Here is a 14661-nt window from a genome sequence, read left to right on the forward strand (position 1 = left end):
CCGCTCTGTATAAGAGCGAGACTGTTGTTGGCCCGACTCATGACGACATTCGGATCGGTACACCAACCGGCACCGCGTCGATAGAGTTCGTCTCGAATCTCCGGACTGAAGTAGGTGTCGCTGAGTGGGGCGCTATATGCCCGGCACAACTTCTCCGTCGTGGCGTTGTGGATTTCGTCCGGCGTCATCGCGCATCCATTCAATAACCCCGCTAAACCGGCAATCAAGCCCATTCCAATAAGCGATTTGCTTGTTCTCATTCTCCGCTCCTACCTTTCAGTGCGACGTTGCGTAGGTCCCCTCAGTCCGGGCCAATGTGGCCCAACACAGGTAATATATCCCGAAAAATGGGCGAATAGACGAACCAGCACGACCGAAGTTGGGCGGCTTGGACGGGTGGCGACAGGGAGAGCGGTACTTCTCCGCGTATTAGGCCGAGGGATTCCGGGAGCGCGGGAAGATCAGCCTGACCGCGACGACCCCAATAAGTCCCGCCAGAAGAAAGGAAGCGAGCAGTAGAACGTTCACGATCACGTTTTCGTGACCTTCGCTCCCCACCGCATTCGAAATGTGGAACAGCGGCGCAAGCGTGTCCCATCCCGACCCGCTATAAAGCCAGTCCATGAGCGGGTCCATTCGAGTAAGGACGAGAAATGCCGGAATTGTCAGAAGCAGCGTGACACCCAGCCAGAGGAAGAATCGCTTCATCGCACGTCTACCGTTCCGTAATATTGAAGCGATGTGCCGGGAATTATCGCCGTCTGCTGCTTGAGCAGGAATTCGCGGAGTCGGTTGAAATCCGCTTGAGAGTTTAGGGTAATACAGCCTTCACTAATCCCAAACCGACCATTCGGGTGCAATCGGAAGTTTCCGCGCTTCACGCCGGACACATATGTGAAGTCGTCAATCTGCTTGTCCGCTCGGTAAAGAGCAAACCATTGACTGTGATCAACGTGCGAGGCTTGGTCTTTAAGCCAATCGTAAAGCCAGCCAAGGTGTCCGCCCGACTGCCTTGCAACGATGTAATAACGGCCCGGTGGGATCGGGCCAGTATCCTGTTTCGCCACGGCTGCTGGGTCGTTGATGAATCCCGGCTTACCCGAGAATGCAGCCATGCTACCCAAGCCAGAGCATACAAGCGCGGAAATGTTTTGTTTGTTCAACGTGTAAAAGCAGCTTGCGGGCATTTATCCCTCGGAATATTTGAGTTAATTGTCCGACGGATGGTGGCACAAGAGCCTGACAAACTCAATAAGCCTCGTCTGCCTCCATCAGGTCTCAAAGGAAGGGGCAACCGTCCGGTAACTCGCTGTCACGAACCTGACTCGGGATGACAGCAAAGCCCGCTACACCGGCACGGTACACTTCGGCCTATGAAGCACGAATACTTGACCCCCGCAGCGCTGGAACCCATCGCTCTTACTCCGATCTCCACCGAGCAAATCAAGCGGTCCACCAGAGAGCGCGCCGACCTTGTGGCGCACGTTGTGTCAATCCTGCAACGCGACTTTGACGTAGTGAGGGAACTTGCGCGGCGCGCACCAAGCGTGCTCGGTGCGCCAGTCCATGCGGCGATCCGGCAGGAATTGATAGACCTGTCAGCGGCGGTCGTGAAGCAGGGCGCGCGCACGCGGTGGAGTCCCGTTCACGCCCGTCCGGAGGAAGTTCGGCAAGTGGCGCATGGCATCATGCGGAGCTTGGGGAAGTAGCCAAATTTTTTCTACGTACAAAAATACGTACAACCCCGCTCAGGCTTGTCATATAAGGATCGTAAAATTCCCTTACAGGGTTTTGACGGGATTGCGCAGTGCGGCAAGGTCGGCTTCGTCGAGCCAGCGCCATGCGCCGGGCGCGAGGTCGGCCGGCAGCGTGAAGCCGCCGATGCTTTCGCGATGCAGCAATTCGACGCGGTTGCTCGCCGCGGCGACCATCCGCTTGACCTGGTGGTACTTGCCTTCGAGGACGGTCAGCGCGAGCGCGTGCGGGGCGCGGGCGTCGGCCGCGACGGCCGCGATCGGCTTCGGCTCGCCGTGCAGTTGCACGCCGGTGCGCAGCGCGTGCAGTTGCGTGTCGTCGAGCGGGTGGCGCACGGTCGCGACGTAGGTCTTCGGCACCTTGCGCTTCGGCGACGTGTACGCGTGCACGAACTGGCCGTCGTCGGACAGCAGCAGCAGGCCGGTCGTGTCCTGGTCGAGCCGGCCGACGCACTGCACGCCGCGCGCGACGAGCGGCGCGGGCAGCAGGCTGAACACGCTCGCATGGTGCTGCGGATCGCGCGAACACTCGTAGCCGGCCGGCTTGTTGAGCGCGAGATACGCACGCGCATGGAACGGCCATGCCGCATCGTCGACCGAGAACACGAGGCCGTCGGTGTCGAACGCGGCGTCCGGGTCGGTCGCGGCGGCGCCCGCGACGGCGACGCGGCCGGCTTCGATCAGGCCGCGGCACTGGCGACGCGAGCCGAAGCCCTGGGTGTAGAGAATGCTTTCGAGATCCATAGCGCGCGCATTCTATCAAGCACTGGTGCCCGACCGGCATGAACGCGCGTGCGCTGGTAAGCTGCCGGAACGCTGCGCGGTGCGCGGCGCCCCGTTCATTCTTCACGGAAAGTCCATGCCTTTCGATTCGTTCCCGTTCGGCCGACACGTTGCCGCCGTCATCGTGGCCGCAACCGTTTCGTCGGCCGCGTTCGCGCACGCGCATCTCGCGCACAGCGACCCGGCGGCGGGCGCGGCGCTGGCTGCCGCACCGGCCGCCGTCACGATCGACTTCACCGAGCCGCTGGAGCCGGCATTCAGCTCGATCGTCGTCGTCGACGGCGCCGGCAAGACGGTGTCGGACGGCCGCGCGCGCATCGACGCGTCGAACCGCAAGCGGATGACGGTGCCGCTCGCGGCGCCCGGTACGGGCGCGTACACGGTGAAGTGGGTGGCCGTCGCGACCGACGGGCATCGCACGCAGGGCGCGTACGGCTTCAGCGTGAAGTGACGCAACGGCGGCGGCAGGCCCGTGCCAGGGTTGCCGCCCGCCTTTATCCGACAGGGAGTCTCCCGCATGAATCCGACGACGCTCGACGCACTCGCCGATTTTCCCCGTCAGCTCGAAGCGCATTTCGCGGCCGTGCCCGACGGCTATGCGCGCTGGACCCCCGACGACTGGTCCGGCATGCCGAGCGAGCATTTCTCGCCGCTCGGGCAACTCTGCCATGTGCGCGACATCGAGATCGACGGCTATCACGTACGGCTGCGACGCATGCTCGACGAAGACCGGCCGCTGCTGGTCTCGATCGACGGCGACGCACTCGCGATCGAGCGGCGCTACGACGACGCGTATGCGTCCGACGTGCTCGCGGCGATTCGCGACGCACGACGCGAGACGCTGGCGCTGCTGTCGCGCCTCACGCCCGAACAGTTCGCGCGTACCGGCGAGTTCGACGGCTACGGTTCGCTGACCGTGCGCGGGCTGGTCCATTACCTGTGCAGCCACGATCAGCAGCACCTGTCCGGCATGCAGTGGCTGCTCGGCAAGATCGACGCGGCGCTGTACGCGCGCTGAGTCGGCCGGCGCTCGCGCATTGGCATGCCGGAATCCGGCGCCGCCGTCGGTGCGGCACGCCACATTGCGCGGCTCGGATTGGATCGGTTTTCTGGATAATCCATCCAGCCGCAGCCGGCTGATCGAGCGGGCGCGGATGCCTACACTCCTAGCTTCGTCCAACGAAAAAAGGAGTCAACCGTGGCAACTCATACGCTCGCAGACAAGGTCGTCCTGATCGCAGGCGGGGCAAAGAATCTCGGTGGCCTGATCGCCCGGGACCTGGCGGGCCACGGCGCGAAGGCGGTGGCGATTCACTACAACAGCGCGGCATCGCAGGCGCAGGCCGAGGAGACCGCCGCGGCGGTCCGTGCGGCCGGCGCGGAGGCCGCGACGTTCCAGGCGGACCTGACGACGGCCGCCGCGGTCGAGAAGCTGTTCGACGACGCGAAGCAGCGCTTCGGCAAGATCGACATCGCGATCAACACGGTCGGCAAGGTGCTGAAGAAGCCGTTCACCGAGATCAGCGAGGCCGAGTACGACGAGATGTTCGCGGTCAACAGCAAGTCGGCGTTCTTCTTCATCAAGGAAGCGGGCCGGCATCTCGAGGATCACGGCAAGCTCGTCACGCTCGTGACGTCGCTGCTCGGCGCGTTCACGCCGTTCTACGCGGCGTACGAAGGGTCGAAGGCGCCGGTCGAGCACTTCACGCGCGCGGCGTCGAAGGAGTACGGCGCGCGCGGGATCTCGGTGACGGCCGTCGGGCCGGGCCCGATGGACACGCCGTTCTTCTATCCGGCCGAAGGCGCCGACGCGGTCGCGTATCACAAGACGGCCGCCGCGCTGTCGCCGTTCAGCAAGACGGGGCTGACCGACATCGAGGACGTCGTCCCGTTCATCCGCCATCTGGTGACCGACGGCTGGTGGATCACCGGCCAGACGATCCTGATCAACGGCGGCTACACGACCAAGTAACCGGGCCGCTCGCGGCCGCACGGCGCACCGCACTGGCGCGTTTGCGTGGACAATGGACGGGCGCGCAGCCACGAGGCCGCGCGCCCGTTTTCTCTGTGCCGCCGAAGCCGGTCGCGATGCGCGGCGGCCGGCGGTGACCGTCGTTCGAACCCGGGTTTCCCGCCGATGGACAAGCTGGATCAGGTCAGGATCTTCCTGCAGGTTGCCGAGATGGGCAGCTTCATCAAGGCCGCGCATGCGCTCGACGCGCCGCGCGCGACCGTGTCGGCGGCCGTCCAGCAACTGGAGACGGCGCTCGGCACGCGTCTGTTGCACCGTACGACGCGCCAGGTGCAATTGACTGCCGACGGCGCGCTGCTGCTGGAGCGCGGCCGGCGCCTGCTCGCGGAGGCCGATGAACTCGACCGCCTGTTTCGGCGCCGCGACCACGACGTGGTCGGGCGGCTGAACGTCGACGTGCCGAGCCGGATCGCGCGGCGCGTCGTGGCGCCCGCGCTGCCGTCGCTGTTTCGCCGCTATCCGAAGCTGCAGCTGTCGCTCGGCTCCACGGACCGCTCGATCGACCTCGTGCAGGAGGGCGTCGATTGCGCGATTCGCGTCGGGCGGCTCGCGGACAGCAGCCTCGTCGTGCGGCCGCTCGGGCAGTTCACGCTGATCAACTGCGCGAGCCCCGACTACCTGCGCGAGTGCGGCGTGCCCGAGCATCCGGACGCGCTCGCGCACGGGCACTGGGCGATCGGCTATGCGTCCCCGACGACGGGGCGCGAACTCGGCTGGGAATACTGCGCGGACGGGCAGCGGCGCGTGCTGACGCTGCCGAGCCGCGTGATCGTCAACAACGCCGAAACCTATATCGCCAGCTGCATCGCGGGCATGGGGCTGATCCAGATTCCGCGCTTCGACGTCGAGCATCTGCTGGCAAGCGGCGCGCTCGTCGACGTGATGCCCGGCCATCGCGCCGAGCCGATGGACGTGTCGGCCGTGTATCCGCACCGCCGGCACCGGTCGAGGCGGCTCAATGCGTTCATCGAATGGTTCGGGGAACTGATGGCCGATGCGCTGACGGGGACCGGCGAAGCAGCGAGTTCGGACGGCGACTGACCGGCAGGCCGGCGCGCGCGGCTCTTCAGTCGGGCTGCGTGGCGAACCGCCGGTCGCGCCCGATGTTCCGCACGGCCTCGATCAACGCCGCGCCGGGGCCGTCCGGTTTCGCCGCGAACGCATGGAAGCGCGCGGCCGGCAGCGCCGGCAAGCCGTCCTGCGGCCCGCATTCGCGCAAGCCGTCGCGCAGCTGGCTGCGCGCCAGCGCGGTGACCGCGAAGCCGGCGAGCGCGGCCGACACGCAACCGGCCATGCTGCCGCTTTCGAACAGTACGCGAAACGGCCGCAGCGCGGCGGCGAGCGCCGCGACGGCGGCTTCCCGATAGACGCACGGCTGCGGAAACAGCGCGAGCGGCACTTCGCCGCCTGCGTCGAGCGGGCGGTCCGCTGCGAACGCCCACACGAGCGGCTCTTCCCACAGCAGCTCGCCCGGCGCGTCGACCTGCCGGCACTGCTTGCCGAATACGACGTCGAGCCGGCCGAGCATCTGCTCGCGCAGCAGCGACGCGGTGATCCCGACCTTCAGCTCGATCGACGTGTGCGGGTGGCGGTCGCGGAACGTGCGCAACACGTGCGGCAGCCACGCGCCGGCGAAGTCCTCCGACGCGCCCACCCGCAACGGTCCGTGCGCCGGCGCGCCGCGCAGCCGCGCGCGCACCTCCCGCTCCATGTCGACGATGTTGCGCGCGTAGGCGTACAGCGTGTCGCCGGCCGGCGTGAGCGCGATACGGCGCGTCGTGCGCGCCAGCAGCACGGTGCCGGCGGCCTGTTCGAGCCGCTTGATGTGGCCGCTGACGGCGGACGGCGTCAGCGCAAGGCGCTCGGCGGCCGGCGCGAACCCGCGGCGGTCGACGACTTCGAGAAAGGTGCGCAGCAGTGCGATGTCGAGCGCGGTCGACGCGGGATCGGTCGGCGGTTCCATGGATCGATTCGACGCGAAATATGAGGAATGAATCATGATACTCCGTGAATCGTGATGAAAGACCGGCCTACCATCGTAGGTTCAGGCTGACCTCACGGAGTACACGATGACGACCTATGCGCATGCGGCCACCGCGTCGCTCGATATTGCCTATCTGGAATGGAACCCGCGCGGCGAACGCGCGGCCGTGCTGCTGCACGGCTGGCCGGACAGCCCGGTCGGCTGGGAAGCGGTGGCCGCGGCGCTCGCCGCACGCGGCTACCGCGTGCTCGCGCTCGCGTTGCGCGGCTTCGCGCCGACGCGCTTTCGCGACGCGTCCGTGCCGCGCAGCGGCCAGCTCGCGGCGCTCGGGCGCGACCTGCTCGAATTCGTCGATGCGCTCGGCATCGAGCGGCCGCTGCTGGTCGGGCACGACTGGGGCGCCCGCGCGGCCGCGAACGCGTGCGGGTTGCGCGACGGTGTCGCGTCGCACCTCGTGATGCTGTCGGTCGGGTACGGCACCAACGATCCCGCTCAGCCGCTGTCGCTGCAGCAGGCGCGCAACTACTGGTATCACTGGTTCATGGCGACGCCGCGCGGCGAGCAGGCGCTGCGCGACGACCGCCGTGCGTTCGCGCGCCTGATGTGGGATACGTGGTCGCCGCCGGGCTGGTATCGCGACGGCGATTTCGACGCTGCGGCCGTTGCGTTCGACGGACCCGACTGGATCGACGTCGTGCTGCATTCGTACCGGCAGCGCTGGGGCTTCGCGCCGGGCACGCCGGCCTATGCCGACGACGACGCGCGGCTGAACCCGGCGCCCGTGCTGGCGGTGCCGACGCTCGTGCTGCACGGCGGCGCGGACACCTGCAATCATCCGGACAGCTCGGCCGGGCGCGAGCGGTTCTTCTCCGGGCGCTACGAGCGGCAGGTGCTCGACGGAATCGGGCACTTCCCGCAGCGTGAATCCGCGGCGGCGGTCGCGGACGCGATTCTCCGGTTCTGCGGGCACGGGTGACGCGCGCCGGCCGGCCCGGCGCGCGAAGGATCAACCGCCGGCGCGCGGCGCGAGCAGGTCGGCGAGCCCGATGTTCCTGAACATCTCGCGGCGGATGCGATCGCCGACGCGGAACACTTCCTCGGCGCCGTCCTGCGACGGATCGACGAACACGCGGTAGGGGCGCTTGCCGGCCGGCGCCGCGACGAGCTCGGCAATCGCCGTGGCGACGGCGCCCGCGTCGGCGTCCGCCGGTTCGAGCGCGGCGAGGCCCCGCAACGCCTGATCGGCGACGCCCGCGTACGGCCCGCCGTCGTAGGCGGCCTGCACGGCGGTATCGGCCGGCTTGCCCGCATGGAGGAAGTGATTCGTGCCCCGGGTGAACGCGCCCGGCACGACGATCGACGTTTCGATGCCCCAGCGGGCGAGTTCGGCGGCGTAGGACACGGCGAGCGAATCCATCGCGGCCTTTGCGGCGAAGTAGGGCGCGAGGAACGGCGGGGTGCCGCCGCGCGCCGACGAGGACGATACCCAGACGAGCAGGCCGCGGCGCTGGCCGCGCAGGTGCGGCAGCGCCGCGCGGTTCACGCGTTGGGTCGACACGACGTTGACGTCGTAGAGCTGCGCAAGCTGTTCGGGCGTGAACGCTTCGGCCGGCCCGAACACCATGTGGCCGGCGTTGTGGACGACGACGTCCAGACGGCCGTGGTCGGCGATCACGCGCTCGATGGCGGCGTCGACCGACGCATCGTCGCCGACGTCGAGTTCGAGGCTGCGCAGGTCGACGCCGTGTTCTTGCGCATAGGCCGCGACGGCGGCGGCGCGCGGCGCATTGCGCCCGGCGCTGTCGCGCATCGACGCGTAGACCGTGTGACCGGCGCGGGCGAGCGCCTGGGCCGTCAGCAAGCCGAAGCCGCTGGACGCGCCGGTGACGAGGACGACTTCCTTCATGAGCGATCTCCTGGCGGAAAGATAGGGGGCAGCGAGCGGCCGTCAGCACATGCCGCCGTTGGCGCGCAGGATCTGGCCGTTGATCCACGCACCGTCCGGGCCGGCGAGGAACGCGACGACGCGCGCGACGTCGTCGGGCTGGCCGAGCCGCTCGAGCGGGTTCAGCTTCGCGAGCCGGTCGACGAGTTCCGGGCTCTTGCCCTGCAGGAACAACTCGGTCGCGACCGGTCCCGGCGCGACGGCATTCACGCGGACGCCGCGCCCGCGCATTTCCTGCGCGAGCACTTGCGTGAGGCTTTCGACCGCTGCCTTGCTGGCGACGTACACGCCGTAAGTCGGCATGCGCATGCCGATCACGCTGGTCGACAGGTTGATGATGCGTCCGCCGTCGCGCACCCGCTTTGCCGCTTCGCGGCAGACGTTGAAGGTGCCCTTCACGTTGATGGCGAACGTTTCGTCGAAGAGCGCATCGTCGCAGTCGGCGATGGTCGCGAGCTTCATCACGCCCGCGGAATTGACCACCACATCCAGACCGCCGAATGCGTCGCGGGCGGCGTCGAACAGCGCGGCCACGGCCGCCGGGTCGGCGACGTTCGCCTGCACCGCGACGGCATGGCCGCCGTCGGCGACGATCGCGTCGACCACTTCGCGGGCCGGGCCGGCGCTGCCGGCATAGTTGACGACGACCCGGAAGCCGTCCCGGGCGAGTTGGCGGGCGATTTCCGCGCCGATGCCGCGCGACGAACCCGTGACGAGGGCGACCTGTTCCGATGTGCTCATGTCCTGCTCCTGGTGAATGGATGAATGCCGTTCGATCCGGCGACAGGGACAAATGTAGGCTTCTGCGATCAATAAAAATAATGAATAATGCTCAGTTAATACATGACTAAAAGTATGTCTTATGGCATTCGACAGCAGGCTTCTGAGCGGAATCGGCGTGCTCTCGGCGGTGATCGAGGCGGGCACCTTCGCGCGTGCCGGGGAGGCGATGGGCCTGACGCAGCCGGCGGTGAGCCGTGCCGTCGCGCGGCTGGAAGAGCGGGTCGGCATCCGGATCTTCAACCGGACGGCGCGCGCGATCACGTTGACCGACGAAGGACGGCGCTTCTACGAGGCGGTCGCGCCGCTGCTGGCCGGCATCGAGGACGCGGCGATCGACGCCGGCCGATCGAAGGCACGCGTCAGGGGGCGGCTGCGGGTCAACGTGGACGGCACGTTCGGCCACTACGTGCTGGCGCCGAGGATGGCGGAGTTTCTCGACCGCTTTCCCGACCTGTCCGTCGAGATCAGCGTGCGCGACCGGATGGGCGACCTCGTCGCCGACGGATTCGACGTGGCCGTGCGCTTCGGCGTGCCCGAGCCGTCGTCATACCGTGCGCGGCTACTGCTCGAGACGCGCGTGCTGACCTGCGCATCGGCGGCCTATGTCGAGCGTCACGGCGAACCGCGTCATCCGCGCGATCTCGCGCACGGGCATCGTTGCGTGCTGATCCGCGACCCGGTAACGGGGCGGCCGTACGAATGGGAATTTCATCGGGGCAAGGAAGTGGTGCCGTTCGATGCCGGTGGACGATTGATGGTCAACGATACGGGCGGCCTGCTCGGCGCGTGCGTCGGTGGCGCGGGCATCGCGCAATTGCTGGAACTCTACGCGCGGGACATCGTTGCCGACGGGAAACTGGTCCTGCTGCTGCCGGAGTGGACGGACGAGACATTTCCGCTCTACGCGTATCACCACGCGTCGAACCTCGTGGCCGCGAAGGTGCGGGTGTTTCTCGACTTCGTCCGCGAGTTGACGGTCTGAGCGTATCGTGGGAGGGAGATCGGCGGCAGGCCACCGTCGGTCGCCCGGTGCGGGGCGGAACGCGCGGCAAAAATAAAAAACCCGCGAAGCGGCAGCTTGCGCGGGTTTCGACAGATGCAGCGCGTGACGCTGCGAAATACTGGTGCCCAGGGCCGGAATCGAACCGGCACGCCTTGCGGCGGGGGATTTTGAGTCCCCTGCGTCTACCAATTTCACCACCTGGGCTTGATCCTGGCCGCGCATGCGGTGGTGCGCGGCGAAACGCGGATTATGGCGGAAATCCGGATGCCGGGCAAGCTGCGCCGATGCCCGGCACGCACATTACTGGCTCAGGTAGACGAAGCGGCCCTGTTTCACGATCCCCATCACGCTCGCGCGCTGATCGAGCCCCACATGATCCTTGTCGCTCGTGTTGACGACGCCGTTCGGTACGACCAGCTCATGCGCGCGTTCCAGCTCGCGGCGCAGCGCCGCGCGAAACGCCGGCGTGCCGGGCTGCGCGGCTTTCAGCGCGCGGCCGACCGCGTCGGCGAGGCGCGGGTACACGCCCGCCGCATCGCCCGCGAACTGCGTGACGGTGCCGGCGCCGTACTTCGCCTCGTACGCATCGACGAACGCGAGCGCGGCCTGGCGGGCCGGGTGGTCGGCCGGCAGCGTGCGCGCGACGACCACCGGCTGGGTCGGGAACAGCGTCCCGTCGACGTCCTTGCCGCCGAGCTTGATGAATTCCGGCGTCGCGATCCCGTGCGTCTGGTAGATCGGCCCTTTGTAGCCGCGCTCGATCAGCGTGCGCTGCGGCAGCACGGTCGGCGTGCCCGCGCCGGCGATCAGGATCGCGTCGGGCTTCGCCGCGATCAGCTTCAGCGCCTGGCCCGTGACGCTCGCGTCGGTGCGGTTGAAGCGCTCGGTCGCGATCACGCGGATCTTGCGCAGGTCCGCGAAGCGCGTGAATTCGTTGAGCCAGCTGTCGCCGTAGCTGTCCGCGAAGCCGATGAAGCCGACCGTCTTCACGCCGTGGTTGGCCATGTAGCGCGTCATCACGTCGGCCATCGCGCGGTCGCTCTGCGCCATCTTGAACGCCCAGGTCCGCGCGCCTTCCTGCGGCTCGACGATCGAGCCGGAGCCGACCAGCGTGATCATCGGCGTCTGCGCGGCGGCCACCGTGTCGAGCGCCGCGAGCGCGGCCGGCGTGATGTTCGGGCCGACCACGACGTCGACGTGATCCTCGTCGACCAGCTTGCGGATGTTGCGCACCGCGGCGCCCGGGTCGGATGCGTCGTCGAGCACCGTGACTTGCACGGGCTGTCCGGCAATCGTCTTCGGCCACATCAGGATCGCGTTCTTGCTCGTGATGCCGATCGCGGCGGCCGGGCCGGTCGACGACAGGTCGACGCCGACCTTCAGGTCGGCATGCGCGGCCGCGCAGGCCAGCACGAGGGCGGCGCCGGCGGCCAGGCGGGTGCGGCGCAACAGGGCGGGAAGCGTCATGCGGGAATCTCCATCTCCGTCGGGCAACGAAAAGGGGCGCAATGTGCGCCCCCGTGTTCATACCTGTCCGTCAAAGCTCGTACGATTCGGCTTCGCCCTTGAGCGCCTGCTCGATCAGCTTGCGGTTCAGTGTCGGCGACAGCAGTTCGACGAGCGTATACACATAGCTGCGCAGGTAGGCGCCCTGCTTGAGCGCGACGCGCGTGACGTTGCTGCCGAACAGGTGGCCGACCGGAATAAGCCGCAGGCCGCGGTCGCGCTCGGGGTTGAACGCGATGTCGGCCATGATGCCGACGCCGAGGCCGAGCTCGACATAGGTCTTGATCACGTCGGCGTCGATCGCCTCGAGCACGATGTCCGGCGACAGCCCGCGCAGCGCGAACGCATGGTTGATCTTCTTGCGGCCCGCGAACGCGTCGTCGTACGTGATCAGCGGGTACTGCGCGAGATCGTCGAGCGTGACCGGCTTGCGTTCGAGCAGCGGGTGGTCGGCCGGCACGACGGCCGCGTGGTGCCACTGGAAGCAGGGCAGCGACACGAGTTCCTTGTAGTCGGAGATCGCCTCGGTCGCGATCGCGAGATCGGCCTGGTCGTGGATCACCATCTCGGCCACCTGCGTCGGGCTGCCTTGCAGGATCGACAGGTGCACCTTCGGGAAGCGCTTCTTGAACTCGGCGATCGCGGCCGGCAGCGAGTAGCGGGCCTGCGTGTGGGTCGCGGCGATGGTCAGGTTGCCCTGGTCCTGCGCCGCATAATCCTTCCCGACCCTTTTGAGGCTCTCAACCTCCTGAAGAATCCGCTCGACCGACGCGAGGATGATCCGGCCCGGCTCGGTGAGCGAGCGCACGCGCTTGCCGTGCCGCGTGAAGATCTCGACGCCCAGCTCGTCCTCGAGCTCGATGATCGCCTTCGATACCCCCGGTTGCGACGTGTAGAGCGCCTTGGCGGCCTCGGTGAGGTTGAAATTCTGCCGGACGGCCTCGCGCACGAAGCGAAATTGGTGCAGGTTCATTTATAACCCTTCCGCATATCAACAGAATTTTTTAGTCGTTTGAAATATAAGGCGAGTTTATTACGATTCACCGGAGTTTTTCAAATATGGATATCTGTTTTCGTCATTAGCAATCCAGCCGGCAGCGGATACGGCGGTGCGGCGGAACGGAGATTCGGGCGCGACGTGGCTAGGACGTCGCGCAGTCACCACGAAAACCCTGGGGTCCCCGAATGTATCAGTACGACCAATACGACCAGACGATCGTCGACGAGCGAGTCGCGCAGTACCGCGATCAGGTGCGCCGCCGGCTGTCGGGCGAGTTGAGCGAAGACGAATTCCGTCCGCTGCGTCTGCAGAACGGCCTGTACATGCAGCGCCACGCGTACATGCACCGCATTGCGATTCCGTACGGCAACCTGCGCAGCGACCAGCTCCGGATGCTGGCGCGCATCGCCCGCGAACACGACCGCGGCTACGGCCATTTCTCGACGCGCTCGAACATCCAGTTCAACTGGGTGCAGCTCGAAGAGACGCCCGAGATCCTCGCGAAGCTCGCGTCGGTGCAGATGCACGCGATCCAGACGTCGGGCAACTGCATCCGCAACATCACGGCCGACCAGTTCGCCGGCGTCGCGCAGGACGAAGAGATCGATCCGCGCCCGTGGGCCGAGATCCTGCGCCAGTGGTCGACGTTCCACCCCGAATTCGCGTGGCTGCCGCGCAAGTTCAAGATCGCGGTGTCGGGCTCGAAGCGTGACCGTGCGGCCGTGCAGATCCACGACCTCGGCGTGTACCTGAAGAAGAACGCGCAGGGCGAAGTGGTCGCGAGCATCCTCGCGGGCGGCGGCCTCGGCCGTACGCCGATCATCGGCGCGGTGATCAAGGAAGACCTGCCGTGGCAGCACCTGCTCACGTACTGCGAAGCCGTGTTGCGCGTGTACAACCGTTACGGCCGCCGCGACAACCTGTACAAGGCGCGGATCAAGATCCTCGTGAAGGCGCTGTCGCCGGCGAAGTTCGCGCAGCAGGTCGAGGAAGAATGGCAGCACCTGAAGGACGGCCCGTCGACGCTCACGCAGGCCGAGCTCGATCGCGTGTCGCAGTACTTCAAGCCGCCGGTCTACGAGAAGCTGGCCGACACCGACGCGTCGTTCGAACAGCACCTGCTCGAGAACAAGGCGTTCGCGCGCTGGGTCGAGCGTAACGTCGCGCCGCACAAGGTGCCCGGTTACGCAGCCGTCACGCTGTCGCTGAAGGATCACCGCGTGGCGCCGGGCGATGCGACCGACGCGCAGATGGATCTGGTCGCCGACTGGGCCGACGCGTACTCGTACGGCGAGCTGCGCGTGTCGCACGAGCAGAACCTGATTCTCGCGAACGTGAAGAAGCGCGACCTGTTCGCGCTGTGGGAAAAGGCGAAGGCGGCCGGTTTCGCGACGCCGAACATCGGCCTGCTGACCGACATCATCGCGTGCCCGGGCGGCGACTTCTGCTCGCTCGCGAACGCGAAGTCGATCCCGATCGCGCTGGCGATCCAGCAGCGTTTCGACGATCTCGACTACGTGTACGACCTCGGCGAACTGTCGCTGAACATTTCCGGTTGCATGAACTCGTGCGGTCACCACCACGTCGGCAACATCGGCATCCTCGGCGTCGACAAGGACGGCGCCGAGTGGTACCAGGTGTCGCTCGGCGGCGAGCAGGGCACGGGCCAGAACGGCGCGCGCCTCGGCCGCGTGATCGGGCCGTCGTTCTCGGCCGAGGAAGTGCCCGACGTGATCGCGAAGCTGATCGATACGTTCGTCGAGGCGCGCCTCGACGGCGAGCGCTTCGTCGACACGTACGACCGCATCGGCATCGCGCCGTTCAAGGAGCGCGTGTATGCGGCGCGCCAGGCAGTGAACGCGTAACCAACC

15 protein-coding genes and 1 tRNA gene are annotated in these 14661 nt (G+C 67.1%); 7 read left to right on the top strand and 9 right to left on the bottom strand.

Annotated features, from left to right (window positions below; genetic code table 11):
- Nucleotides 1-429: 429 nt before the first annotated feature.
- The 3 genes from H0X95_RS09185 to H0X95_RS09195 form a co-directional block, all read right to left on the bottom strand.
- Complete coding sequence (locus H0X95_RS09185) at nucleotides 430-708, bottom strand: hypothetical protein (RefSeq protein ID WP_105775754.1); 279 nt, start codon at nucleotides 706-708, stop codon at nucleotides 430-432.
- Nucleotides 705-1187, bottom strand: a complete 483-nt coding sequence (locus H0X95_RS09190; protein ID WP_125902558.1) for a DUF2778 domain-containing protein — start codon at nucleotides 1185-1187, stop codon at nucleotides 705-707. Before H0X95_RS09190 ends, H0X95_RS09185 begins: the two co-directional genes overlap by 4 nt.
- A 594-nt stretch (nucleotides 1188-1781) precedes the next feature.
- Nucleotides 1782-2498 carry a 16S rRNA pseudouridine(516) synthase gene (locus tag H0X95_RS09195; protein WP_006482773.1) on the bottom strand — a complete coding sequence of 239 codons (717 nt, stop codon included), beginning with the start codon at nucleotides 2496-2498 and terminating at the stop codon, nucleotides 1782-1784.
- 115 nt (nucleotides 2499-2613) lie between these two features.
- Between H0X95_RS09195 and copC the strand changes: the two genes are divergently transcribed.
- From copC to H0X95_RS09215, 4 genes are all read left to right on the top strand, one after another.
- Nucleotides 2614-2988 (top strand): copper homeostasis periplasmic binding protein CopC, encoded by a 375-nt coding sequence (gene copC / locus H0X95_RS09200; RefSeq protein WP_059721392.1) that lies wholly within the window; start codon nucleotides 2614-2616, stop codon nucleotides 2986-2988.
- 66 nt (nucleotides 2989-3054) lie between these two features.
- Nucleotides 3055-3555: a DinB family protein gene (locus tag H0X95_RS09205; RefSeq protein WP_058901743.1), complete on the top strand. Its 501-nt coding sequence runs from the start codon at nucleotides 3055-3057 to the stop codon at nucleotides 3553-3555.
- A gap of 180 nt (nucleotides 3556-3735) precedes the next feature.
- On the top strand, nucleotides 3736-4509 hold the full coding sequence (locus H0X95_RS09210; protein WP_006478064.1) for an SDR family oxidoreductase: 774 nt from the start codon (nucleotides 3736-3738) through the stop codon (nucleotides 4507-4509).
- A gap of 165 nt (nucleotides 4510-4674) precedes the next feature.
- Nucleotides 4675-5610 (top strand): LysR family transcriptional regulator, encoded by a 936-nt coding sequence (locus H0X95_RS09215; RefSeq protein ID WP_006482774.1) that lies wholly within the window; start codon nucleotides 4675-4677, stop codon nucleotides 5608-5610.
- A 25-nt stretch (nucleotides 5611-5635) separates the two neighbouring features.
- On the opposite strand, the gene H0X95_RS09220 is transcribed toward H0X95_RS09215, so the two are convergent.
- Nucleotides 5636-6532, bottom strand: a complete 897-nt coding sequence (locus H0X95_RS09220) for a LysR family transcriptional regulator (protein WP_059721391.1) — start codon at nucleotides 6530-6532, stop codon at nucleotides 5636-5638.
- 106 nt (nucleotides 6533-6638) lie between these two features.
- On the opposite strand from H0X95_RS09220, the gene H0X95_RS09225 reads away from it, so the two are divergent.
- Nucleotides 6639-7529, top strand: a complete 891-nt coding sequence (locus tag H0X95_RS09225; protein WP_059721390.1) for an alpha/beta fold hydrolase — start codon at nucleotides 6639-6641, stop codon at nucleotides 7527-7529.
- Between the two features lie 30 nt (nucleotides 7530-7559).
- Here the strand turns inward: H0X95_RS09225 and H0X95_RS09230 are convergent, their stop codons facing one another.
- Nucleotides 7560-8459 (bottom strand): SDR family oxidoreductase, encoded by a 900-nt coding sequence (locus H0X95_RS09230; RefSeq protein ID WP_059721389.1) that lies wholly within the window; start codon nucleotides 8457-8459, stop codon nucleotides 7560-7562.
- A 42-nt stretch (nucleotides 8460-8501) separates the two neighbouring features.
- Entirely contained in the window at nucleotides 8502-9239 is a 738-nt protein-coding gene (locus H0X95_RS09235; protein WP_006496126.1) for an SDR family oxidoreductase, read from the bottom strand.
- A gap of 121 nt (nucleotides 9240-9360) precedes the next feature.
- On the opposite strand from H0X95_RS09235, the gene H0X95_RS09240 reads away from it, so the two are divergent.
- Nucleotides 9361-10263 carry a LysR family transcriptional regulator gene (locus H0X95_RS09240; RefSeq protein ID WP_006482979.1) on the top strand — a complete coding sequence of 301 codons (903 nt, stop codon included), beginning with the start codon at nucleotides 9361-9363 and terminating at the stop codon, nucleotides 10261-10263.
- A gap of 140 nt (nucleotides 10264-10403) precedes the next feature.
- On the opposite strand, the gene H0X95_RS09245 is transcribed toward H0X95_RS09240, so the two are convergent.
- The 3 genes from H0X95_RS09245 to H0X95_RS09255 all read right to left on the bottom strand — a co-directional run bounded on the left by H0X95_RS09245 (nucleotide 10404) and on the right by H0X95_RS09255 (nucleotide 12763).
- A tRNA-Leu gene (locus H0X95_RS09245) sits at nucleotides 10404-10488 on the bottom strand.
- Nucleotides 10489-10584: 96 nt separating this feature from the next.
- Nucleotides 10585-11751 carry an ABC transporter substrate-binding protein gene (locus H0X95_RS09250; protein WP_059721388.1) on the bottom strand — a complete coding sequence of 389 codons (1167 nt, stop codon included), beginning with the start codon at nucleotides 11749-11751 and terminating at the stop codon, nucleotides 10585-10587.
- 70 nt (nucleotides 11752-11821) lie between these two features.
- Nucleotides 11822-12763, bottom strand: a complete 942-nt coding sequence (locus H0X95_RS09255; protein WP_006478072.1) for a CysB family HTH-type transcriptional regulator — start codon at nucleotides 12761-12763, stop codon at nucleotides 11822-11824.
- A gap of 212 nt (nucleotides 12764-12975) precedes the next feature.
- On the opposite strand from H0X95_RS09255, the gene H0X95_RS09260 reads away from it, so the two are divergent.
- Nucleotides 12976-14655 carry a nitrite/sulfite reductase gene (locus tag H0X95_RS09260; RefSeq protein WP_006484802.1) on the top strand — a complete coding sequence of 560 codons (1680 nt, stop codon included), beginning with the start codon at nucleotides 12976-12978 and terminating at the stop codon, nucleotides 14653-14655.
- The last annotated feature ends 6 nt before the right edge of the window (nucleotides 14656-14661 follow it).

It is taken from the genome of Burkholderia sp. 9779_493 (genome assembly GCF_015712215.1).
Classification (GTDB): Bacteria; Pseudomonadota; Gammaproteobacteria; order Burkholderiales; family Burkholderiaceae; genus Burkholderia; species Burkholderia cenocepacia.